This window comes from Flavobacterium sp. YO64 (assembly GCF_004119505.1).
GTDB lineage: Bacteria > Bacteroidota > Bacteroidia > Flavobacteriales > Flavobacteriaceae > Flavobacterium > Flavobacterium oncorhynchi.
On record NZ_NRQV01000010.1, the window covers coordinates 21,361 to 44,219 of the forward strand.

Here is a 22,859-nt window from a genome sequence, read left to right on the forward strand (position 1 = left end):
AAAGTCGAAAGTCATAAAGTCTTCTCTGATTTTCAAAATTGATATTTTGATTGATTTTTGATATTGAAATTGGAATTTTACATTCTTAAAAAATTTCCCAAAATCTTTTCCCCAACATCACCGCTTTTTTCCGGGTGAAACTGTGTTCCGTAAAAATTATTTTTTTGTAAAGCCGATGCATATTCAACATCATAATTTGTCGTAGCAATAGATTCTGCACAATTTGGCGCATAAAAACTGTGCACCAAATACATAAATTCATTTTCAGAAATTCCTTTAAACAAATCGGTTTTTAAATCATAAATCTGATTCCAACCCATTTGCGGCACCTTTACATTGTTGGTAAATTTTACGACATCAACGTCAAAAATTCCTAAACCTTCAGCATTTCCTTCTTCAGTTTTGTTGCACATTAACTGCATTCCCAGACAAATTCCTAAAACCGGCTGCTTCAATTCAGGAATCAAACTATCCAAACCGCTTTCGCGGAGTTTAATCATCGCCGAACTCGCCTCGCCCACTCCAGGAAAAATCACTTTATCTGCTGACGAAATTTCATTTGGATTATCACTCAAAACAGCTTTAAAACCTAATCTTTCAATAGCAAACATGATGCTTTGAATATTTCCTGCTCCGTAATTTATAATTACTATTTTCATTTAATTTAGTCTTAAAGTCTAAAGTCTAAAGTCTTAAAGTCAATTAAATATCCTCAATTTTGGAATCTTTTGACTTTATGACTTTCCACTTTTGACTCAATTAAAGCATTCCTTTAGTCGAAGGCAAAATCATTTTTTCGGTATCTCTTTTTACAGCTACTTTTATGGCTTTTGCGAAAGCTTTAAAAATGGCTTCAATTTTATGATGCTCGTTAATCCCTTCGGCTTTGATATTTAAGTTGGCTTTTGCTCCATCTGTAAATGATTTAAAGAAGTGATAGAACATTTCAGTTGGCATTTTGCCTACCATTTCACGTTTAAATTCCGTTTCCCAAATCAGCCAATTTCTTCCTCCAAAATCAATTGCAGCTTGTGCTAAACAATCATCCATAGGTAAGCAGAATCCATAGCGCTCAATTCCTAATTTATTTCCTAATGCTTTTGCAAAAACTTCTCCAAGTGCAATTGCTGTATCTTCAATTGTGTGGTGTTCATCAACTTCAAGATCGCCTTTTACAAGGATTTCTAAGTCCATTTGACCGTGACGCGAGATTTGATCTAACATATGATCAAAAAATGCGATTCCCGTGTCTATTTTACTTTTTCCAGTTCCATCAAGATTTAAATTAATATAAATATCAGTTTCATTGGTTTTACGAGTAATCGACGCTGAGCGCGCTTCTAGTTTCAAAAACTCATAGATTTTCTTCCAATCCATCGTTTGCAAAACAATTATTTCGTTAAGCTCTTCACGTTTTGATGAAATCTCATTGCTTCCCGCTCCATCAGAATCATTCATAAAAATGGCTTTTGCTCCAAGGTTTTTCGCCAATTCAACATCAGTTAAACGATCACCTAAAACAAAAGAATTTTCTAAATCATATTCAGGATTGTTTAAATATTTAGTCAGCATTCCCGTTCTAGGTTTGCGAGTTGGCGCATTTTCTTCAGGAAAAGATCGATCAACAAAAATCTCATCAAACAAAACGCCTTCGTTTTCAAAAGCTCTTAAAATAAAATTCTGCGTTGGCCAAAATGTATCTTCTGGAAAACTATCTGTTCCTAATCCGTCCTGATTGGTTACCATTGCCAATTCATAATCCAATTCATTGGCTATTTTAGCCAAATATTGAAATGCTTTTGGATAAAACTCTAGTTTATCCAAGCTGTCTAATTGTAAATTTTCAGGTTCTAAAACAATCGTTCCATCACGATCGATAAAAAGTACTTTTTTCATAAATTATATTCTTGTTCTGCCACAGATTACACAGATTAAAATGATTTTTCTTTTGCCACGAATTACACAAATTTTCACTAATTCAATTCGTGTTAATTTGTAAAATTCGCGGCAAACAAAATATGCAAACTGAGTAAAAAATCATTCTAATCTGTGTAATCTGTGGCTATATTTTTTTAGTTTAACAACTTTAATTCTTTAATTAAAACAGTATTTTCCTCTTCTGTTCCAATAGTAAACCGAAGACAATTTTCGCATAAAGGCTGTGTAGTTCTGTTACGAATTACGATTCCCTTTTCGATTAATTGATCGTATCTTTTATTAGCATTATCTACTTTTACTAAAACAAAATTTGCTTCTGTAGGATATACTTTTTCAACAAAATTAACATCAAGTAAAACCTTAAGTAATTCCTCTCTTTGTTTTATTATAGAAGCTATTTCTAGTTTAATCTTTTCAGTATCTTTTAAACGTTCTTTAGCTCTTTGCTGCGTTAATTCGTTTACGTTGTAAGGCGGTTTAATTTTGTTTAAAACTGAAATCACAGCTTCGGAACCATAACAAATCCCTAAACGAATTCCTGCCAAACCGTAGGCTTTTGAAAGTGTTTGTGTAATAACTAAATTTGGATATTCGTCAATTTCTGCAAGCCAGCTTTCTTTATCCGAAAAGTCAATATAAGCTTCATCAATAACAACTAATCCATTAAAATTTTGCAGTAGTTTTACAACACTTTCATCTGAAAATGAATTTCCGGTTGGATTGTTTGGCGAACATAAAAAGATGATTTTTGTATTGCCATCAACGGCTTTTAAAATCTTTTCAACTTGCGGCTGGAAATCAGTAGAAAGTAAAATCTCTCTATTTTCTACGGCATTGATATTTGCCAAAACACCATACATTCCATATGTTGGCGGTAACGAAATAATATTGTCCTTTTTGGGTTCGCAGAAAGCTCTAAAAAGTAAATCTAAAACTTCGTCACTTCCGTTTCCTAACAAAATCTGACTTTGTTTTACGTTATTGTTTTTTGCTAAAATTGCTTTAACTGAATTTTGCTGTGGATCTGGATAACGATTTACACCATTTTGAAACGGATTTTCATTGGCATCCAGAAAAATCATTTCGGCTGTATCAAAATCTTCAAACTCGTCTCTTGCAGAAGAATACTGTTTTAAGGATTTTACGTTTTCACGTGTTATTGTATTTATATCGAAAGTACTCATTGTTTTGTCTTTTTAAGAAACAAGAACCAAGATGAAAGACTTTGTAAAATCTTGCTTCTTTACTCTTTCTTCTTCCTTTTTTGTATTTTATTTTAAACTCTTCAATCTCAAGGTAACGGCATTTTTATGTGCTTGTAAACCTTCAGCTTCAGCCATAGTTTCGATTGCTTTACCGATGTTTTGAATTCCTTTTTCAGATATTTTCTGAAATGTCATTGATTTTGTAAAACTATCTAGATTTACACCGCTGTAGTTTTTTGCATAACCATTAGTAGGAAGTGTGTGATTTGTTCCTGAAGCATAATCTCCTGCACTTTCTGGCGTATAATTTCCAATAAAAACAGATCCTGCATTTATAATTCCGTTACAATAAAAATCATCATATTGCGAGCAGATAATGAAGTGCTCAGGACCATATTCATTGATTAGATCTAAAGCAATTTGATCATTTTCGACATAAATCAATTTTGAATTTTCGATTACTTTTATTGCGATGGCTTTTCTTGGAAGTACTTCTACCTGAGATTGAATTTCCTTTTCTACTGCGTCAATTAGTCTTTTAGAAGTCGAAACTAAAATTACCTGACTATCTGTTCCGTGTTCTGCCTGCGACAACAAATCTGAAGCTACAAATGCCGGAACTGCAGTATCATCGGCAACTATTAACAATTCTGATGGCCCAGCCGGCATATCTATTGCAACACCAAACTGGGTTGCCAATTGTTTTGCCACGGTCACAAACTGATTTCCTGGTCCGAAAATTTTATACACTTTAGGAATTGACTGTGTGCCAAAAGTCATTCCTGCAATTGCCTGAATTCCGCCGACTTTCAAAATTTTAGTTACACCGCATAAATTTGCAGCATACAAAATCGCTGGGTTTATTTTTCCTGTTTTATCTGGCGGCGAACACAACACGATTTCTTTACAGCCTGCAATTTCAGCAGGAACAGCAAGCATTAAAACGGTTGAAAATAAAGGAGCTGTTCCGCCTGGAATATACAATCCAATTTTTTGAATTGGTCTTTTCTCCTGCCAGCAATTTACACCTTCAATTGTTTCTATTTCAACACGATCTGTTTTCTGAGCGCTGTGAAATTTGTAAATATTGTCTTTTGCCAATTGAATAGCTTCTTTTAATTCATTTGGAATTAAAGCAATTGCTTCTTTTATTTCTGCTGTTGAAACTTCGTAATTATCTAAAGAAATGCCATCAAAAATTGAAGTGTATTTTGCAACGGCTTCATCACCTTTTTTCTGTACTTCTTTAAAAATTTCTTTTACTGTAACCTCAATATCATCAATAGTTTGAGTTGGTCTTTTTAATATTTCTGACCAAGTATCTTGTTTTGGATTATCTATTTTATTCATTGTTTTTATGCTTTATGCTTATTTGCAACAGGCTTTAAGCTATAGGCTTTAAGCTTTCTTACTTTGTGTTTTTTTTCGGCATAAAGCTTAAAGCTTACTGCCTAAAGCGGGCAAAGCCCTACAGAACCATTTTTTCAATTGGACAAACCAAAATTCCTTCGGCACCTGCATCTTTCAGTTTATCAATTACATCCCAGAAAGTATCTTTATCAATTACCGAGTGTACGCTGCTCCAACCTTCCTGTGCTAATGGAAGAACTGTTAAACTTCTTAAAACTGGCAAAATTTTTCCTATTTCATCAATTTTTTCGTTTGGAACGTTCATCAAGATGTATTTTGAATTTCTAGCTCTTAAAACAGATTGTATTCTGAATTTTAAGGTATCGATATGTTTTTGAATTTCTGGTGAAACTTTTGGTGAAACGGCCAAAACTGCTTCACTTTTCAAAATCACTTCTACTTCTTTTAAGTTGTTTTTGAATAAAGTACTTCCGCTTGAAACGATGTCAACAATAGCATCGGCAAGGCCAATGTTTGGGGCAATTTCTACAGAACCCGAAATTTGGTGAATATCTACTGTTAACCCAAAAGAATTGAAGTATTCATTAACTGTGTTTGGATAAGAGGTTGCAACTCGTAAACCAGCCAAATCTTGAACCGAATTGTACTCGAAGGCTTTAGGAACTGCTACAGAAACTTTACATTTTGAAAATCCTAGTCGTTGTACAACTTCAATTTCTTTGCCTTTTTCGACCAAAAGATTGTCGCCAACAATTGCTAAATCGACTACTCCATCAATTAAATACTGCGGAATATCTGAATTTCGAAGGTATAAAACTTCCAGAGGAAAATTAGAAGCTTCGGCTTTTAACTGGTCGATTCCATTGTTTATTGAAATACCGCAGTCTTTTAGAATCTGAATGCTGTCTTCGTTTAAACGACCTGATTTTTGAATTGCAATTTTTAAAGTACTCATTTTTTAGTTTTTTTTTGAATTAATAGTTTGAGTACAAAGAATTGGTATAAAAAAACCCGTTTGATGTACTCAAACGGGTTTTAAAATATGATGATTTACACACATACCATTAACACATCGCTTGAGAGCAATAATGAAAATGATGATGATGTAATTGATTTGAAATCATTGTTTGGTTTGTTTTATAATTCTTTGATTCGTTTGCAAATATAATAGTTAATTTCATAAAAAAGCAATTTTTAATATAACTTAACGATAGTTTATTGTTAAAAAAAAGCTCAAGCCTTGTTTTCATTGCATTCTTTCAATCTACTACAACGTTTTCACTTCTTCATTGAAAACTAAAATAACTGATGTCCCAACATCTATTTTACTGTCTATTTTAAATTTGATATCAAGCAAATCTGTGATTCTTTTTACAATAGACAATCCTAATCCAGTCCCTTTAATTTCGGGATGTTCTGTAGATTTAGATCTAAAAAATGGATTAAAAATGTTCTCCAAATCTTCTTTCGCAATACCAATTCCGTTATCAGAAATCTTACAGCTTGTTTTCCCATTTTGTTTGAATAACAAAATAGAAACTTCGCCTTTACTTTCTGTATATTTAATCGCATTTGAAATAATATTTCTCAAAATCGTAATGACCAGAAAATTATCGGACTGAACATAATAATCTTTTTCTGCTTCAAATTTAATATTGATATGCTTGCTCTTAATTTTCTCAGAATTCAAAGTCAAAACATCTAAAATTATCGCATTTAAGTATACTAATTCTGTATTAACATCTTGCTTTTGATTTTCAAATCTAGCCATTAACAGCAACTGATCTACCAATAAATTTAAATGATCTACTTCACGAATACAATAATTAATTTTTTCTTCATATTCTTTATTATCACGAGGTTTACGTATAAGAACTTCAAGCGTACCTTTAATAACTGTTAAAGGAGTTCTTAATTCATGAGAAGCATCTGAAGTAAATTGCTTTTCGCGTTCAATTGCATCTTCAATCCTATTTAACAAATTGTTTATGGTTTTTGAAAGCGTGTATAATTCGTCCCGCGTTTTGGGCAGTGGAATACGCGTTTTTAAATTGTCTTTGGTAATAATTCGCGATGTATTTATAATTGCGTTTATTGGTTTTATGCTTCGTCCTGCAAAAAAACGAGCAATAAAAAACAGCAGCAACAAAATTCCTAAAAACGACAAACTCATAATTTCGAACAAATTATTAAGTACCATTTTCGAGTCGGCCAGCGACATTGCAACGATAACGTATCCTATTTTTTTATTATTAACATGAAGTGAAACTTGAATTTGTCTAATTGCATGATCTCCCATCATGGTATCGAACAATTCATAATCTTCTACAGAATCTTTAAATTGAAGTGTTTCTGTTTTTAAATTGGGCGCTTTTTCGATTACTCTTTTCTTCAAATCTAAAAACTGTACAAAAACAGGATTCACGTCTACAGTATTATGCTCGCGCTCCTTCCATTCCTCGGCATCAATTAGAATTACTTTCCCGTTTACAACTTTTATTTCGTCTAAATGATTTTGAATTTCAACTTTTATTTTTTCATCAATATGACTGTAAACGGTATGTTTTACAATAGAATAAATAACCGAAAAAACAGCTGCAATCAATAAACCTGTAGTAATTATGTAATTTAATGCAATTCTGTTTTTAAAAGAAAGCTGTACCATTTATAAGTCGTTAGCGATATAACCTATACCGCGAATTGTTTTTATATAATCTTCTTCTATTTTCAGCTTTAATTTTTTACGAATGGCATTCATAAAAACATCAATTACACCTGTATCATATTCAAAATTAATTTCCCAAACATCTTTCAAAATCTGATTTCGAGTACAAACTTTTCCTTTATTTTTAATTAAATAGGTAAGCAATTCAAATTCTCTTTGTGTTAATGCAATTTCTTCATCGCTTTTCAAAACTATATGTTTTGATAAATCAATTTTAATGGTACCTAATGACAGAACTTCTGTTCCTTTTCTATTTCTAAAATGAACTTTAATACGTTCTACTAATTCTTCAAAACTAAAAGGTTTTTTAATATAATCATTTGCACCAGCTTTTAAACCTTCAATCGTTTCTTGTACGGTATCTTTAGCAGTCAAAAAAATAATTGGTGTTATTTGATCTTTAATTCTAATTGCCTTGCATAAATCTAAACCATTAATTTTAGGAAGCATCCAATCTAATAAAATCAAATCAAACTTTTGCTCTTGCGTTAATTCAAAGCCTTTAGAACCGTCATTTGCTGTAGTAACCTTATACCCTTCTTCCTGCAGTCCTTGCTGCAAAAACTGAACGATACCTAACTCATCTTCTACGATTAAAATATGCATATGTTTTTTTATTAAAATTTTTACTTTTGGACCAGTCAAAGATAAAAATTTTAAATTTCTCAAAACATTAAAACTCATCAGAATAACCTGCAAGCATAATCTTAAGAAAACATTAAGTTAACACTAAGTAAGGTAAAAGTATAACTTCATCTATTATTAATTTATCAACCTTAATTTTGTCCCAAATACTACATTATGACATTCTACAAAAAGCTTAGCCCATTTTACCACCTGGCCTTGTTCTATTTCATTATCAGTTTACTACTGCGAATTGTTTTGTTTTTTCATCCTATTACACAAACTTCATTTTCATTTCTTGAAAGCTTGAAGATCTTTTCTTTAGGATTAATTTCCGATTTTTTCGTTTTTACAGTTGCTAGTTTTTTTTTATGGTTGTATCTAATTTTTATTTCAAATTCTAAATACAATAAGCCTTCTGGTTATATTATTCTAGGTGTTTTTATTACAGCTTTTTTATATGTTGCTTCAGGAAAAAGTGTTTTTGATCAATACGGAGGAGCTTTGCCTAAAATAGTTTTAATTTTTATAGGAATAAAAACGGTTCTTTTTGCTCTTATGCTTTTTCTTCCTAAATGGAGAGATAAAATTAGATTCTGGCTTTTTGCATTTGTGATTTTTCTTTACGTTTTATTAATTCTTCAAAATGGTTTAAGCGAATACTTTTTTTGGAATGAATTTGGAGTAAAATACAACTTTATTGCTGTTAATTATTTGATTTACACAAATGAAGTAATTGGAAACATTATGCAGTCTTATCCTGTAGTTCCAATCTTTTCAGCTTTATTCTTGGTAACAGGAACGATAACTTATTATATCCTGAAAAAAACAAAAAACTACATTTATGAAATTCCAACTTTAAAAGAGAAACTACAAATCTCAGGTGTATACTGGGGTTTATTTTTGATTTCTTTAATAGCTGTTCCAACTTTATCTAAAACAGAAAACTCAAAGAATGTTTTTGTTAATGAATTACAATCAAACGGCATCTATAAATTCTATTTGGCATTTCAAAACAGTAAACTTGACTATTTCAAGTTTTACAAAACAATTCCGCACGACAAAGCTTTTGCAATTCTAAAAGAGCAATTGCCTATAGCTTCTCCAGAAGATACGACTCACGAAATAAAAAGTGACTCGGCTGAGATACGCAAAAATGTTGTTTTGATTACAATCGAAAGTTTAAGCGCTGATTTTATGAAAGCTTATGGAAACTCGCAAAACATCACTCCTTTTTTAGACAGTTTGTCACAAAAAAGTCTTCAGTTTACCAATTTGTATGCTGCGGGAAACAGAACTGTTCGCGGTCTTGAAGCTGTAACTTTATGCCTGCCGCCAACTGCAGGAGAAAGTGTGGTAAAAAGAGAGGATAATAAAAATAAATTTTCGACCGGTGCACTTTTTAAACAAAAAGGATACAATGTGAAGTTTATGTATGGCGGTGATGCTTTCTTTGATAATATGAGAGATTTTTATTCTGGAAATGATTATCAAATTATAGACAAATCAAGTTTTTCACCCGAAGAAATCACATTTTCTAATGTTTGGGGTGTATGTGATGAAGATATGTATAAAAAAGCGGTAAAAATAATGACAGCCGAAGCTAAAGAAAATAAACCATTCTTTAATCATATTATGACGGTGAGCAACCACAGACCTTTTACATATCCTAATAATAAAATTGATATTCCTGGCGATATAAAATCTCGCGATGGAGGTGTAAAATATACTGATTATGCCTTAAGCCGATTTTTTGAAATGGCTCGTAAACAGCCTTGGTTTAACAATACTGTTTTTGTAATTGTGGCGGATCATTGTGCTTCGAGCGCAGGAAAAACAGAACTGCCTTTGGATAAATACCGAATTCCGGCAATTATTTACACTCCAAATGGCAAACCTCAAAAATTCAATAAACTAATGTCGCAAATAGACATTATGCCAACATTATTTGGCTTATTGCATTTTGATTATAAAAGTAAATTCTTTGGACAGGATGTTTTTAAAGATAATTACAAACCAAGAGCTTTTATTGCAACTTACCAAGATTTAGGTTTAATAAAAGACAATGTGTTGACTGTTTTATCTCCTAAGCAGCAAGTTAAACAGTTTTCGCTGAAAATAAATCCGAAGACAGGAGTTGCTCCAGAATTTCAAGTTGATTATAACGAAATTCCATTAAAAACTGAAAAACTAAGTTTGGTTAACGAAACGATTTCTTACTACCAAACTGCCTCTTATGTTTTGAAGGAAAAGAAATATCAGAAATAATTTTTCTAAAATTCCAATAAAAACAAATTCCAAATTCCAAGGATTTCGTTGATACATAAAAAAAAACAGAATCTTTTAGATTCTGTTTTTTTTCCAGTTTTGGAATTTGTTTTTTTTTATTGAAATTTATTTTTTTCAAATTTTAACTTGAAAAAATTAGTCGTTTTGATTCTTCATTCCGAACAAATCTCCTTTTTGAAACAATTTTAAATCATCTTGTAAAGCTTGATGATTTCTTTGTGTAACAGCTGGTGAATCTAAATCGCTCAAATCTGGTTTTCCAGCATTTACCCAAGCTGTGTACCAAAAACTTGCTGTTGCTGTAATTGCTTTTTTCATTTGAGTTTCAACCATTCCGTTTAAATCTTGGTGAAGTTTTTTTGCATACTCATCAGAGAAAACTGGTGTATTGTATTTGCTTTTTAATACTTTTCCATCTGTATCCATTTTAAAAACCTGATTTTCTGGAGTTGCCGTTCTCAACTTTTTATCAATATCCAATAATGGTTTCACTAAAGTATGAGTATCGTTTATCATATCCCAAGTTGCTTTATGAACATCAGCGTAATATTGAGCTTCAGGAACATTTAGCTTGTAATTTTTAGCAAACAACTCTGGAAGTCTGCTTTCCCAAAGAGAATGAATCCCTTTTTGATCGCTCAATTGTCCGTCATGATTTGCCGAAGTATGCAATGGCATATGTGCATCGCCAATATAATGACCTAAATCTGCAGCAAGAAATAAAATTTCTGCTCTATTTTTATCCTTAAAGGCTTTGGTTAACTTAGCCATCATATCCTCGATATACCAAGGTAAAATTCCGTTATTGTTCAGAAACTTACTATCGTATTTTTTCTTTGCTTCTTCTAGAGTTTTTGGAATACTATCAGCAGCACCAAAGTTTTCCATATCAAAATAATGCCTAGGATTCTCGTCTTTGTAATTTAAAGCATATTTACGAATATCCGGAACAGATGCTTCTTGAGTAATAAAATCGATGTGATTGTAAAAGAAAATCTGAAGTGGTTTTGGTAAAGCCATCACAGCAGCTTTATTAATTCTTTCATGGCCTACAATTCCCCATGATAAAGTAAAAAAACCTATGATTAATGCAAAAAAAGCAATTAATTTTGGTCTCATTTTGAAGTTTTTCATTTTTGTTTTTTATTTGAGAGACAAATTTACCTTATTTAAAGATAATTTAAAAGAATCGCTTTTAAGATTCTTTTAATTTAACCTCTAACCTTTTTTAAACCATATAAGTATGGTAAATATAAAATCGTGAGAATTTTTCTTGTATGTTTGTTTCGGTATTAAATCTTACAAATATGCGCCGCTTTATTCTAAATTTCGCTCTCTTTTTTAGTTCAGTTTGTTTAGCCCAAGAAACTGATATACAATTAAAAAATGTCAGCGATACCATTCTAAACACAAAAAGAGTACTTAAAATATCTGGTTCACTTGATCCCTTAAAAACAATGCAAAAATTATTTCCAGGTAAATTATACAATTTATCAGATCATAATACTTTTGTAAGCTGGAAATGCAACAATTGTAAACCGCAGCCTTTTATTGATGCAAATGGTGTTGAGGGAAATCAGCTTTTTCCATATAAAGAAGGTGTTGCTACAAGAGTTCTAAGCAATATAGATTATTCTGACTCAAAAGGAAATCAGTTCAAATTATTGACTTTCAATCATTCTTATTATGATGCTGATGGTTTGCAAACGGGGCGTTTTTATGGTGGACTAATTGGTGTTGCTAAATTTGCTAAAAATGGAGCGGTTTGGGAAATGAAATCTTTTCAACCTGCTATTGCAGCATTTGGTGCATTTTCGAGAGCACCTTCACCAAAACTTGTTGAAATTGGCGAAGATCAATATGCGTTTACGATAGAACATGCAAACGGCGGTGCAGGCGCTCCTTATAATGGTTACTTATATCTTATTGCTGGTTTTGATGGTAAATATCAGCCTTTAATGGAATTAGGTTATTATTCTTTATTTAATAATGGTGGAAACTCTGAATGGTCTAGTTCGTACAAAGTAATCAACGACGGTAAGAAAAAGTTTTTTAGAGATTTTGCCATTACTACAACTGGTTTTTATAAAAAACCAAAAGGTACTGAAGATGATTATGATGTAGATTTGCCAACAGAAATTATTGAACTGGCAAAAACTAAAAAACAATTTAATTTCGTAATTGAAAAAAGACTTTCTTTTTCTGGAAAATGGTATAAAATTACAGGCAAACCAACTGTCAAATTCTCAAATATAAAATAATCGATTTAACCGAGATACAAAATTGATATTAAACCTAAAACTGCTATAAAAATCCATAAAAATACGCCTTGCAATAAAGGCTTTACTCCTACTGATTTTAAGGTTTTTACATTCAATGTTGCTCCTATTAAAAACAAGGTTATTGTTAATCCAATTTTTGCAATATTTACAATATGCGGCGCAATTACTGCTGTTGCAGGGACATAACTATTTAAAAGCATAGCGACAATAAACAAACCTATGAAATAAGGAATTTTAATCTTTGAATTTTTACTTTTAAAAATTGCCGCTGTTAAAATCGAAATTGGAATAATCCATAAAGCTCTCGCTAGTTTTACTGTTGTAGCGATCTGCAAAGCTTCGGCTCCATATTTATTTGCCGCGCCAACAACAGAGCTAGTATCATGAATAGCAATCGCACACCATAATCCGAAATCTTTTTGCGATAAATCAAGCTGATGACCAATAAATGGAAAAACGAATAAGGCAATTGAATTCAAAATAAATATTACTCCTAAAGCAATTGAGGTTTCATTTTCGTTTGATTTTATTACTGGTGAAATTGCCGCTATGGCACTTCCTCCACAAATTGCGGTTCCGCAAGATATTAAGTGAGATGTTTTTTTATCGGTTTTTAACCATTTGCCTAAAAAAGTTCCTAAAATTAAAGTACTGAATATAGAGAATATAGTTAGTAAAAAGCCTTCTTTTCCAGCCGAAATTGCACTTGATGCATTCATCCCGAATCCTAAACCAATAACAGAGAATTGTAATAAAAAGGTGATTGCTTTATTATTGAATTCTACAAATGGATTACCAAAAATGTTTACAATTACAACTCCAAACAACAAAGCTATTGGCGGTGAAATAATCGAAAATAAGCATAAAAAGATAACAGCAGCAAAAATGGCTTGTTGCAAGTAACGATTAACTTCGAATAATTGTGAGGCTGTATGTTCTTTTGTTTTCAAAATAGAATAATTAAAAATTTATTCTGCAAAGTTCTATCCTTTTACACAAAACTCCCAATCGCAAATTACAATCGACTATAACTTTAAGTTATAGTGATTTGATATGTTTTGGATAAACAGCTCCGACAATGAATCTGATTTACCTAACAATGTGATGATATAAAAGTATCTTTCTACAGATAATTTTTCTACATCCAAAACAGTTAATTCTTTATTTTTCAATTCTTTACTAACCGCATGAATAGACATAAAAGCAAAACAGTCTGAATTTAATAAATATGATTTAATACTTTCTGTACTTCCTAACTGCATTTCGATTTGTAAATCTGAGAATTTCAAACCGGCTTTTTTCAATGCATATTCTATAACTTCAAGTGTTCCTGATCCACGTTCACGAGTTATGAATTTCATTGATTTTAAATCACTTACTGAAATTTCATTTTTTTTCACAAATGGATTATTACTATTACAAACTAAAACTAATTCGTCTTTTAAAAACGGAATGTATTTTATGGATTGATTTTTTGATTGTCCTTCGACAATTCCAATTTCGATTTCTTTGTTTATTAAAGCATTTTCGATTTGTTCTGTATTTCCGTTTAACAAATTGACTTTTATGTCTTTTTGCTTTTGATGAAAATGCGCTAAAACTGGAGAAATAATATATTGAGAAATTGTTGTACTTGCTCCTAATCGCAATAAACCTTGGCGTTCGTTAATAAAAGAACTCATTTCAAAATCGATCTCGCGATAAATTTCAAAGATGCTTTTGGTGTGCTTAAGTAAAATTTTTCCGGCTGGAGTTAAAGCAATTTTAGAACCGTTTCGCTCAAAAAGCTTTGTTTTATAGGTTTCCTCGAGTTCTTGAATGTGCTTAGAAACGGCAGGCTGTGTAATGTATAGCTCTGTTGCCGCTTTAGTAAAATTAAGGCGGAGCGCAACGGTGTAAAAAACTTTTAGCCTGAAGTCCATAATTTATTACTTTTTAATTCTTGTTCTTAAAACTTCCATCAGCTTAGTAATTCCATTAACAATTCCTTGGTAGTAATTTCCTTTTTTGAATTCGGGAATAAAATCATGATCAATGATTTCTTTTGTTTCTTGTTCTGTAAGTACTTTTGCTATTCCATTTCCAAGTTCTATTCTGATTTTTCTATATCCTTTTGACAATCCAATCAAAATTCCGTTGTCTTTTCCTTTCTTTCCAATACCCCAAGTTTTAGCAATATGAAGTGATAGCGCTTCAAATTTGTCACTAGAAGTCTTAATAGTATCAATGGTTACAATTGCAATTTCAATAGATGTTTCCCTTTCAAAATTTGAAATTATATTGTCTAACTTCTTTTCTTCATCATCAGAAAAAATTCTTTCATAATCATTAATCCAGCCTTTGGGACTTGGCAAATTATTCCAATAAATTTCTCGAAATGTTGTAATCGTTTTATCTTTTAACGAATCATTTTGCTTTTTCTCAAAAGTTTGACCAGTTGCAGAAATCGCAATAAAAAATAAAATAATAAAAATGACTTTTTTCATTATTAAAAACTAATCAATTCGGGGCAACAAGCTACAACAACCCATTATATTTCCTAACAAACCATTCCGTCGTTAACAAAGCCGTAATTAAAACCAATAACCAAACCCAGTCAATTATTGGAGTTTTTGTTGAAACGTTTTTTTCAATCGATTTGTATTCTTTATTCTCTAAAAGCTCTTGAATCAAATCATCAGCTTGATCTTCGAAGAACGCTTTTCCGTTGGTTTGCAAGGCTAATTGTTTCAATTTTGCAACATCAGGATTTACAAATTGTTTCTCAATGTCAAAATCTAAAATTTCAAAATGACTTGAATATGATGTATTTGAGTTTAGTTCTTTTACTGTAAAATTATACTTTCCTGCGGTTAATCCCTCTAAGTTTACGGAGAAAGAATTGTTTCCTTTTAATAAATCGTAGTTTTTTACTTGCTTGGTTTCGGCATTTGTAACAGTGATTGTTAATCTTGCTTTTTCATCAAACTCATAGTTTTTATTAAAATATTGCGCATTGATTATAATTTCTTCTCCTGAATTATAGAAACTTTCATGTGCTACAACAAGGGATTTCTTTGATGTTGATGTGGCTAAATACTGAATTATTTTATCTACAAATACATCATACTTTTCAAACGACTGATTATCTATATGACTTTGCAAACGCCATTTCCAACTGTTTTCTCCTAAAAGAAAGGCAGTTCTTTTCCCTTGATTTTCGGCAAAAGCCAACAAAGGAGCATTTGTAGAAACGTTTCTAATTTTTGAAGAAAGTAAAACGGATACATTTCCGTTTGTTGAAATTGTTCCGAATAAATTTTGCAATGGCGGGAAATTCTCGAAACCAATATTATCAACCGCAAATAAATTGAACTGTGACTGAAATTCAGATAAATAATCTTCGACTTGTCCGCTCATTTTAAAAACCAGATTATTTTGCTGCTGGTTTAGAAAATTAAAATCGGTATTGTTTCCTGTAATAATAAATGTGTTTCTTCCGGCTTGTTTATTATTGTCAAAAACAGCTTTGAAAGCTGATGTTGGCTGGTATAAAACTAAAACTGATGCATCTTGCAGCTGGCTGATATCATTTGGTTTAACCAAAATTACTTTACGCTGCGCATTAACTTCGATTGAGCGTTTTAAAGCAGCGACATCAGGATGGTTTATGGCTGAAACAATTGCTATTGTAGATTTTTGATCAATTACTTCTACTGCAAAGTTCTTGATATTATTATAGCTGTTCTTTTCTTTCGCTGTTGAAGAAATACTGGCTTTAAATATTTGAAGTCCTACTTTATCGGCTGGTAAAAGTAAATTTAATGCTGCTGTTTTTTTGGAGGGTGAAAAAGAAACTTTCTCTCTTGCGACAACTGTGTTTCCCTGCGAAATTGTAAAATCGGCAGTTGTAGATTTGTCACCTGCATATTGAAGAAAAACTTCTACAGGAAATTTATTTTTATGAAATGCGTATTTATTTACGTTTAACTGATTTATTTTTAAATCAAGAAAAGTGGTTGTATCTCCCACAACCAAAGGATAAACTTTATTGACAGGATCAAATCGATATACGTAATCGTTTCCTGTAGTTTGATTTCCATCCGTAATAATTACAGTTGGGAAAATCAGATTTTTATTGATGCTTTTTAAATTCTTTGCTGCTTCGTCTAGATTGGTTTGTTTACCGCTAAAATCAAATTTATTTGACGTTTTAAAATCGGCATCGAATTGATAGGATTGAATATCAAATTTTTCTTTTAATGCCGGATTTGAAATTAGCTTTTGATATAATTCAACTGCTTTTTTGTCTGCTTTTAATGCGGTTATTGAACTTGAATTATCGACAGCAATTGCCAAAGGTGTTTTGGTAATCTCCAGCGAACTTTTTGAAATTACAGGGTTTATAAGTAATACCAATAATCCAAAAATGGCTAGAAAACGTAAAAAAGCCAAAAACCAAATCAGATTCGATTTGTTTTTGGCTTTAAAAAAATATTGAAAATACGAAAACCCACCCGCTATTACTAAAGAAAGCAATAATAATAAAATCGTGTTTGTAGTCATATTTTATTTTGGTATATCGTTTTTAGTTTATCGTTTTTGGTTCTGAACAATAAACAACAAACCATAATCAATTATCATATTAAGTAAGCATTCCTCCGCAAACATTAAGAACTTGTCCTGTAACGTATGCACTCATATCTGATGCTAAGAAAAGACAAGCATTTGCTACATCTTCAGTAGTTCCTCCGCGTTTCAACGGAATTCCGTCTCTCCATCCTTTTACTACATCTTCTGGTAATTTTGCAGTCATTTCTGTTTCAATAAAACCTGGAGCAATTGCGTTACAACGAATGTTACGTGATCCTAATTCTAAAGCTACTGATTTTGTAAAACCAATTGCACCAGCTTTTGATGCTGCGTAATTTGTTTGTCCTGCATTTCCAGAAACTCCTACAACAGAGCTAATATTAATGATAGAACCTGCACGCTGCTTCAAGAACGTTTTTTGAATTGCTTTTGTCATATTAAAAACTGATTTCAAGTTTACATCAATTACTTGATCAAAATCAGCTTCAGACATACGCATTAACAAGTTATCTTTTGTAATTCCTGCGTTGTTAATCAAAATATCTACTGTACCAAAATCAGCCAAAACTGCATCAACAAAAGTTTGTGCTTCATTAAAATCGGCTGCATTAGACTTGTAACCTTTTGCTTTAACACCTAAACCATTTAACTCCGCTTCTAAAGCTTGAGCAGATTCTACAGATGAGCTATATGTAAATGCTACGTTTGCTCCGTGTTTAGCAAAAACTTCTGCAATTCCTTTTCCAATTCCTCGACTCGCGCCAGTAATGATTGCTACTTTTCCTTCTAGTAATTTCATATTGAAGTATTCGTTTTTATTTTTTGAAATACAAATATAGATTATTTGGGCGTTTAATAAAATTTGTGATGAAAAATTTGGGATGGAATGGGCTTTAACTTAAAAACAAAAAAACCGTTTCAATAGTTTCTGAAACGGTTTGAAAATATTTTTTATTCGCACTCTATACCATCAATTGTAGCTCTGCAAATTGGCTCTCTTGGTTCTGCTGGCTCTATAGGCGGAAGCATAATACATGGACCATTATAAGGATATGGCGACCAAGATACTATACATCTCTCAAGTCCGCCAACGGTGTGTTTTAATTCATTTACACTTAATACTTCAACTCCTTTAAAATTTAAAATTGTTTTTAACATAATAATTAGGTTATTTGAAATTAGTATACTCTATTCTTTTTTATTTCTTAACTACTTTATCTTTAAATAGTAAGATAATTTTATTTAACCGCAGATTACAGTTCCATCTATTGTAATCCTGCAATCTGGTTGTGGATCTGCACATGGATAATTTGGATAGTCTATAGGATTTGAATTTGGTGGCGCATAGCGATCACATCTGGGAACTTGATAGGAGTCGCCTTTTCCTGTAATATTTAATTGTTCTTCTCTACTTAATACTTCACACCCTGAAAAAATCAAAATTGTTTTTAACATAATAATTAGGTTGTTTGATGTTTTTGTTCTCAATCTTTTTAAGTCTGTTGAGTTCCAGACCAAGAAAAAGACATATCTATCTCATTCTCAGTTATAAATATAAGAATATATTTTCTTTTTAAATAAAAAAATATAATCTTATTCTTAAAATATAAAAAAAAGCAGTTCAAAAAAATGAACTGCTTTTTATCCAAAATACAAAAAAGTAAAACTAAAATTAAAACTGTGAAGGGTAGTTTGAGTTAATGAGAAAAAACAAAACTACCATCATTGCTGCCGCAATGAAAATATTGTAAACTGATATTTTAAAGTATTCTGTACCATCTATTTTATCCTCTTTTCTTTTTCTTATAAGATCAAAAATTATAAATGGAATCATTATCACTATTGCCCCATAATAAGAATACCTTATGTATTCAGGAGAAACTAGTGATACTATCAAAACCATTACTATCAGAAATAATGAAATAATACTAGGTAACGTTAGATACTGTTTCAACATATTCGGAATTTTTAAATTATTAGATTTTAATTCTAAAAATTAAACCTTTATATCTCTTTATTCGAGTTTGTTTAAAAGAGCAGCCCAAAAGATGAGCTGCCTTTTATTCAAAATATATAAAAGTTAAAAATTATTGAAATGCATAAGTCGTTAATCTAAATCCGCTTGAAGCTCCTGAAAAAGTGTAAATTGCATTTGACGCATTGTACTTGAAGCTTTCTTTTTTAACATACAATCCTTTAGGATCAAGTAATTTATCATCTAGATTTTTTAGGAATGCAGGCGCTGGTGTAATTGCTGAACCATTATGCCAGAATGTATTTTTTAGAATTATCGTTTTGTTCGCTGCATCTGCCGTAATACTAACTCTATGGTAAATAATAGGTTTTCCACCTGTAAAAAGATAAATAATCTCTCCTACTCCGCCTGGAGAAAAACTAAATTGAATACGCGAAACTTTCTGGTTTGCAGGAAGTGATGCATTAACTTCAGCTAAAAGTGCCTTGAAAAGTTCCGAATTCGTAGGAGCTTCGGTTAAATTTGGTGCTATATAACCAAATGCATTTGCCGGGCTTCCTGCAGCTGGGAAAGCAACTTTGTAATCATCTGTTAAAATTGGAGGAACTGTTGTAAATTTAATTGTTGCAGATACTCCACCTGTTCCAGTTGCAATAAAAGTATTGCTTGCGCTGTCGTATACAAAATTTGTTAAACTTTGGCCTTTGACTACTAATGCCGGTTTTACTGTAGCACCTGTTGGTGTAAATGCTAATGCTAAATTTAGAACACCATTAGAACCAGGCGCTAAAGATGCTGCGGTACCAAAGCGAGCGTCAGAGTTATAATCAAACTGATAATTTTGTATAGCAGAACCATCATTTACTACCAATAATCTGTATAAAGGACTTGTTATGTTTCCTGTTATTGCTTCGATTATTGGTGTATTTTTTTGTAAATCAGTCCAATCTTGCGGCTTAGCTTTTACAAATCTTAATTCATGAAAATTTCTATTGGTTCTAAAAATAATTTCTCCATTTTTTTGACCGTAATAGAAAAACTGAAAATCCCCTAAATATCCTTTACCAAAAAGCGCTGCTGTTGGAAAATTATTAGATTCAGATAAAAGATGTATTCTATTGCCTGTTGTAAATACTAAACTTACTGTACTTCCTAACTGAACTTCATACTGACTTTTATAGACAGCCGTATCGTCATCAAAATCTGATGCCATGTCTACTTTTCCGTCAGGAGTAAACTTAAACAAATGTGTCCAGCCTCCTAATTGTGTACTATCTGTATAATAAACGGCTTTCCATCCTTCTGCAGATGAAAGCAATAAATCATTTAGTTCTTTTTTCTGAATATTTAAACGTTCAGTAGGTGTCTGCTCAAATTTCTCGTCAGCTTCCGTGCTTGTACACGCACCTAATAGTATTGCCACAAAAGCAACTATCAAATACTTATATATATATTTTAATTTCATAATATCAATTTTTAATACATTAATTAATGCTCCTTATTAATACTCCTAGTTTGCGATTACAGCATCTGTATTTTTTTGCGCTTGGTCTCTTAGAGCATAAAAATCCATATTAAAAGCATCTTTATAATATTGTACAACAATAGCCTCTTTCTTTTGAATATTGGCTTTACCAACAGGATCAGTAATACTTGCCAGAATTGCAGCATACTCGGCCTTAGAACTTGTTAAAATTACAGAAGCTGTTTCTGCAAAATCTTCATAAATATTTAATCTCGCATAGCTTGTTATAAAACCTAACTCTCTAGAATCTTCAATTTCTTCAACATACCAGCTAGTTGTATAACCGCTTGGTGTTAATTTTGCCCAAGCCTGTTCGTCAAAAGGTTTAGTTTGATTTAAAATGTGTACATATTCATGTTGAATAGTATGAATAAACTCGGTAACATCTGGTCTGCTTGTTTTGTTAAGATAATCTACTTGAAAAAGAGTAACTCTTTGACCTCCTTCAGCCAATCCTAATGTTCTTGTACCATTTGTGTTTAAGTTCATCCCTCCTACCAGAACAAATTCTCTTGGAGCAATTTTCTTTACGAAATTAGCACCTCCAATAGTTGTGTAACTGTCTATCCAGATTTTTTTAACTACTTCTAGAGCTGGTTTCACTTTATCAATAGTCGGCGGAAATAAATAACGAGTATTATCTACAAGGTTTTGATTCCATTCATAATACACTTTGATATTGTAAGGATCTAAAAAACCTGTATCAATCCACTTGTCTAATTCTGTTTTATTTTTCTGCGAAAAATCTAATTGACTTTCTGTTGGCTGATCTTCATGTGCGCAGGCAGCAAACAACAATGATGTTGTAATTAATGCAATCGCTTTATATCTTTTTAATATTTTCATAATAGTTAAAATTAAATTTTTATCTAGGATTTTTTTCTATTCCATTATCAGATGCTCTAGCTGGAATTTGTAATGCTCTTCTTTTATCGTCTTTTTCCAAAACGTTATGTCTCACTACTTTTCCAAACTCAAACGTATCATGTGTTACCACAAGATTAAAACGTTTGATATCAAACCATCTCAAACCTTCATGTAAAAATTCTCTTCTTCTAGCTTCTGCAATTGCTTTTATATAAGATGCCTGCACTGGCGTTAAAGTATAAAAAGGAGTAAACTCATTAGCAATAACAGGGTATTTTGCTACTACTTTAGCTTCTGTTAGTTTATCTGTAGCTGGATTATATCCTGATGTTTTAGTTCCAAGGAAATATTCTAATTCAGCGTTAGCTTCTGCAATTTGATTATTCATCACATGAGCTTCGATTCTGTTTAAGAAAAACTCATCGTTACTAAAAAGCACTGTACTTGTAAAAGGCTCTCCAACTCCTGTTGTCAGATTAGTAACTTTGAAATATTCATAAAGTTTTGGCACTAAAACTGTTTGTCCTCCTTTATATTGACCTGCTGCACGAATTAACCAAGGTTTAGCATAAATATTAGTTGCTGTTCCTAAAATTTCATCTGATCTGTTTCCAGCAAGAGTAAATCTATAAGAAAAACTTCTTCTCCAAGTTGAATTTGGATAGGCTACTAACAAATTAGCTACTTGCTCCGCTCTAGAATATTCTATAGGCATTTCCTCATAAGGAACTGCATTAAAAGCAGCATAATCTCTAAGTCCAGCTGGTCTCGTACCTAAGTCTTTTGTATATTCCAGTACTTTACTCCAATCTCCTTTAACTAAATAAAAACGGCTTGCAAAAGCTTTTGCTGCAGTAACATTAAAGTGATATTTTACTTCTTTATAATCACTAGTAACGTATTTCATTCCTTCATTAATGTCATTTTCGATAAGATCAAAAACTTCTTTTACAGAATTACGTTTGTATTGCGCTAATAAGGCTCCTTCTGGTTTTGTAACATACGGAATACCTAAATCTGTAGCTGCGGTTGCAGGATTATATCTGTTTGACCATAATGAAACTAACATAAAGTGAGAATAAGCTCTTGCTATTAATGCTTCTCCTTTTTGAGGATTCAAACTAGCTGGACTACCTAACTCCTCAATTGCTGCTAATGCTTGATTTGCTGATGCAATTGCTTTATAAGATGCACTCCAGAAAGCCTCTTCGGTATCAATACCAAGTTGAGTTTGCATTTCCCAGTTGTAACTTTGCTTATTATCTAAGTCTGAATTTGGAAGCGCACTATCAAATACATTGTCAGACATTGTCTCTGCGATCCCCATATATGTTGCATTAGGATAAGCTGTTACTAATATCTCTGAAATTTTCTCAGGTGTATTTATTTGCGTTCTATTATCTGGTACTTCTGAAAGAAAATCATCGCAGCTGCTAATGCTAATTACTAATAGTAATGAAAATGCTATTTTTATATTTTTCATAAT

Annotated in this window: 21 protein-coding genes; 3 read left to right on the forward strand and 18 right to left on the reverse strand. The window is 31.8% G+C overall.

Translation table 11 applies throughout. The features are described from left to right. Positions 1–77: 77 nt before the first annotated feature. The 5 genes from hisH to hisG form a co-directional block, all read right to left on the reverse strand. Positions 78–659 carry an imidazole glycerol phosphate synthase subunit HisH gene (gene hisH / locus BOW57_RS09000; protein ID WP_129053841.1) on the reverse strand — a complete coding sequence of 194 codons (582 nt, stop codon included), beginning with the start codon at positions 657–659 and terminating at the stop codon, positions 78–80. Positions 660–759: 100 nt separating this feature from the next. Further along, complete coding sequence (gene hisB, locus BOW57_RS09005; RefSeq protein WP_129053842.1) at positions 760–1,896, reverse strand: bifunctional histidinol-phosphatase/imidazoleglycerol-phosphate dehydratase HisB; 1,137 nt, start codon at positions 1,894–1,896, stop codon at positions 760–762. 176 nt (positions 1,897–2,072) lie between these two features. Beyond that, complete coding sequence (hisC, locus tag BOW57_RS09010) at positions 2,073–3,122, reverse strand: histidinol-phosphate transaminase (RefSeq protein ID WP_129053843.1); 1,050 nt, start codon at positions 3,120–3,122, stop codon at positions 2,073–2,075. Positions 3,123–3,209: 87 nt separating this feature from the next. Then, the gene (gene hisD, locus BOW57_RS09015; protein WP_129053844.1) at positions 3,210–4,493 is read right to left on the reverse strand and encodes a histidinol dehydrogenase; all 1,284 of its coding nucleotides are present in this window, start codon (positions 4,491–4,493) and stop codon (positions 3,210–3,212) included. A 118-nt stretch (positions 4,494–4,611) separates the two neighbouring features. Then, a complete protein-coding gene (hisG, locus tag BOW57_RS09020) occupies positions 4,612–5,469 on the reverse strand; it encodes an ATP phosphoribosyltransferase (RefSeq protein ID WP_129053845.1) in 858 nt (285 codons plus the stop codon). Between the two features lie 87 nt (positions 5,470–5,556). On the opposite strand from hisG, the gene BOW57_RS20970 reads away from it, so the two are divergent. Further along, complete coding sequence (locus tag BOW57_RS20970; RefSeq protein WP_256371701.1) at positions 5,557–5,682, forward strand: hypothetical protein; 126 nt, start codon at positions 5,557–5,559, stop codon at positions 5,680–5,682. A 99-nt stretch (positions 5,683–5,781) separates the two neighbouring features. On the opposite strand, the gene BOW57_RS09025 is transcribed toward BOW57_RS20970, so the two are convergent. Both BOW57_RS09025 and BOW57_RS09030 read right to left on the reverse strand, forming a co-directional pair. Next, positions 5,782–7,179 carry a HAMP domain-containing sensor histidine kinase gene (locus BOW57_RS09025; RefSeq protein ID WP_129053846.1) on the reverse strand — a complete coding sequence of 466 codons (1,398 nt, stop codon included), beginning with the start codon at positions 7,177–7,179 and terminating at the stop codon, positions 5,782–5,784. Continuing rightward, positions 7,180–7,845: a response regulator transcription factor gene (locus BOW57_RS09030; protein ID WP_089056007.1), complete on the reverse strand. Its 666-nt coding sequence runs from the start codon at positions 7,843–7,845 to the stop codon at positions 7,180–7,182. A gap of 195 nt (positions 7,846–8,040) precedes the next feature. Here BOW57_RS09030 and BOW57_RS09035 point away from each other — a divergent pair, with 195 nt between their 5' ends. Then, positions 8,041–10,131: an LTA synthase family protein gene (locus BOW57_RS09035; RefSeq protein WP_129053847.1), complete on the forward strand. Its 2,091-nt coding sequence runs from the start codon at positions 8,041–8,043 to the stop codon at positions 10,129–10,131. Positions 10,132–10,287: 156 nt separating this feature from the next. On the opposite strand, the gene BOW57_RS09040 is transcribed toward BOW57_RS09035, so the two are convergent. Then, on the reverse strand, positions 10,288–11,286 hold the full coding sequence (locus BOW57_RS09040; protein ID WP_129053848.1) for a zinc dependent phospholipase C family protein: 999 nt from the start codon (positions 11,284–11,286) through the stop codon (positions 10,288–10,290). Positions 11,287–11,609: 323 nt separating this feature from the next. Here BOW57_RS09040 and BOW57_RS09045 point away from each other — a divergent pair, with 323 nt between their 5' ends. Next, entirely contained in the window at positions 11,610–12,413 is an 804-nt protein-coding gene (locus BOW57_RS09045) for a hypothetical protein (RefSeq protein WP_371413518.1), read from the forward strand. Between the two features lie 5 nt (positions 12,414–12,418). On the opposite strand, the gene BOW57_RS09050 is transcribed toward BOW57_RS09045, so the two are convergent. The 10 genes from BOW57_RS09050 to BOW57_RS09095 all read right to left on the reverse strand — a co-directional run bounded on the left by BOW57_RS09050 (position 12,419) and on the right by BOW57_RS09095 (position 22,856). Beyond that, the gene (locus tag BOW57_RS09050; protein WP_129053850.1) at positions 12,419–13,384 is read right to left on the reverse strand and encodes a YeiH family protein; all 966 of its coding nucleotides are present in this window, start codon (positions 13,382–13,384) and stop codon (positions 12,419–12,421) included. Positions 13,385–13,459: 75 nt separating this feature from the next. After that, on the reverse strand, positions 13,460–14,356 hold the full coding sequence (locus BOW57_RS09055) for a LysR family transcriptional regulator (protein ID WP_129053851.1): 897 nt from the start codon (positions 14,354–14,356) through the stop codon (positions 13,460–13,462). A 6-nt stretch (positions 14,357–14,362) separates the two neighbouring features. Continuing rightward, positions 14,363–14,920, reverse strand: a complete 558-nt coding sequence (locus tag BOW57_RS09060) for a YgcG family protein (RefSeq protein ID WP_129053852.1) — start codon at positions 14,918–14,920, stop codon at positions 14,363–14,365. Positions 14,921–14,951: 31 nt separating this feature from the next. Continuing rightward, on the reverse strand, positions 14,952–16,979 hold the full coding sequence (locus BOW57_RS09065; protein ID WP_129053853.1) for a hypothetical protein: 2,028 nt from the start codon (positions 16,977–16,979) through the stop codon (positions 14,952–14,954). Positions 16,980–17,058: 79 nt separating this feature from the next. Then, positions 17,059–17,805 (reverse strand): 3-oxoacyl-[acyl-carrier-protein] reductase, encoded by a 747-nt coding sequence (fabG, locus tag BOW57_RS09070; RefSeq protein WP_089055474.1) that lies wholly within the window; start codon positions 17,803–17,805, stop codon positions 17,059–17,061. A 152-nt stretch (positions 17,806–17,957) separates the two neighbouring features. Beyond that, the gene (locus BOW57_RS09075; RefSeq protein WP_129053854.1) at positions 17,958–18,164 is read right to left on the reverse strand and encodes a hypothetical protein; all 207 of its coding nucleotides are present in this window, start codon (positions 18,162–18,164) and stop codon (positions 17,958–17,960) included. An 84-nt stretch (positions 18,165–18,248) separates the two neighbouring features. Next, a complete protein-coding gene (locus BOW57_RS09080) occupies positions 18,249–18,446 on the reverse strand; it encodes a hypothetical protein (protein ID WP_129053855.1) in 198 nt (65 codons plus the stop codon). 647 nt (positions 18,447–19,093) lie between these two features. Beyond that, positions 19,094–20,446, reverse strand: a complete 1,353-nt coding sequence (locus BOW57_RS09085; protein ID WP_129053856.1) for a DUF4302 domain-containing protein — start codon at positions 20,444–20,446, stop codon at positions 19,094–19,096. A 45-nt stretch (positions 20,447–20,491) separates the two neighbouring features. Beyond that, positions 20,492–21,352, reverse strand: a complete 861-nt coding sequence (locus tag BOW57_RS09090; RefSeq protein WP_129053857.1) for a putative zinc-binding metallopeptidase — start codon at positions 21,350–21,352, stop codon at positions 20,492–20,494. Positions 21,353–21,371: 19 nt separating this feature from the next. Next, on the reverse strand, positions 21,372–22,856 hold the full coding sequence (locus BOW57_RS09095) for a RagB/SusD family nutrient uptake outer membrane protein (protein WP_129053858.1): 1,485 nt from the start codon (positions 22,854–22,856) through the stop codon (positions 21,372–21,374). Positions 22,857–22,859: the final 3 nt, after the last annotated feature.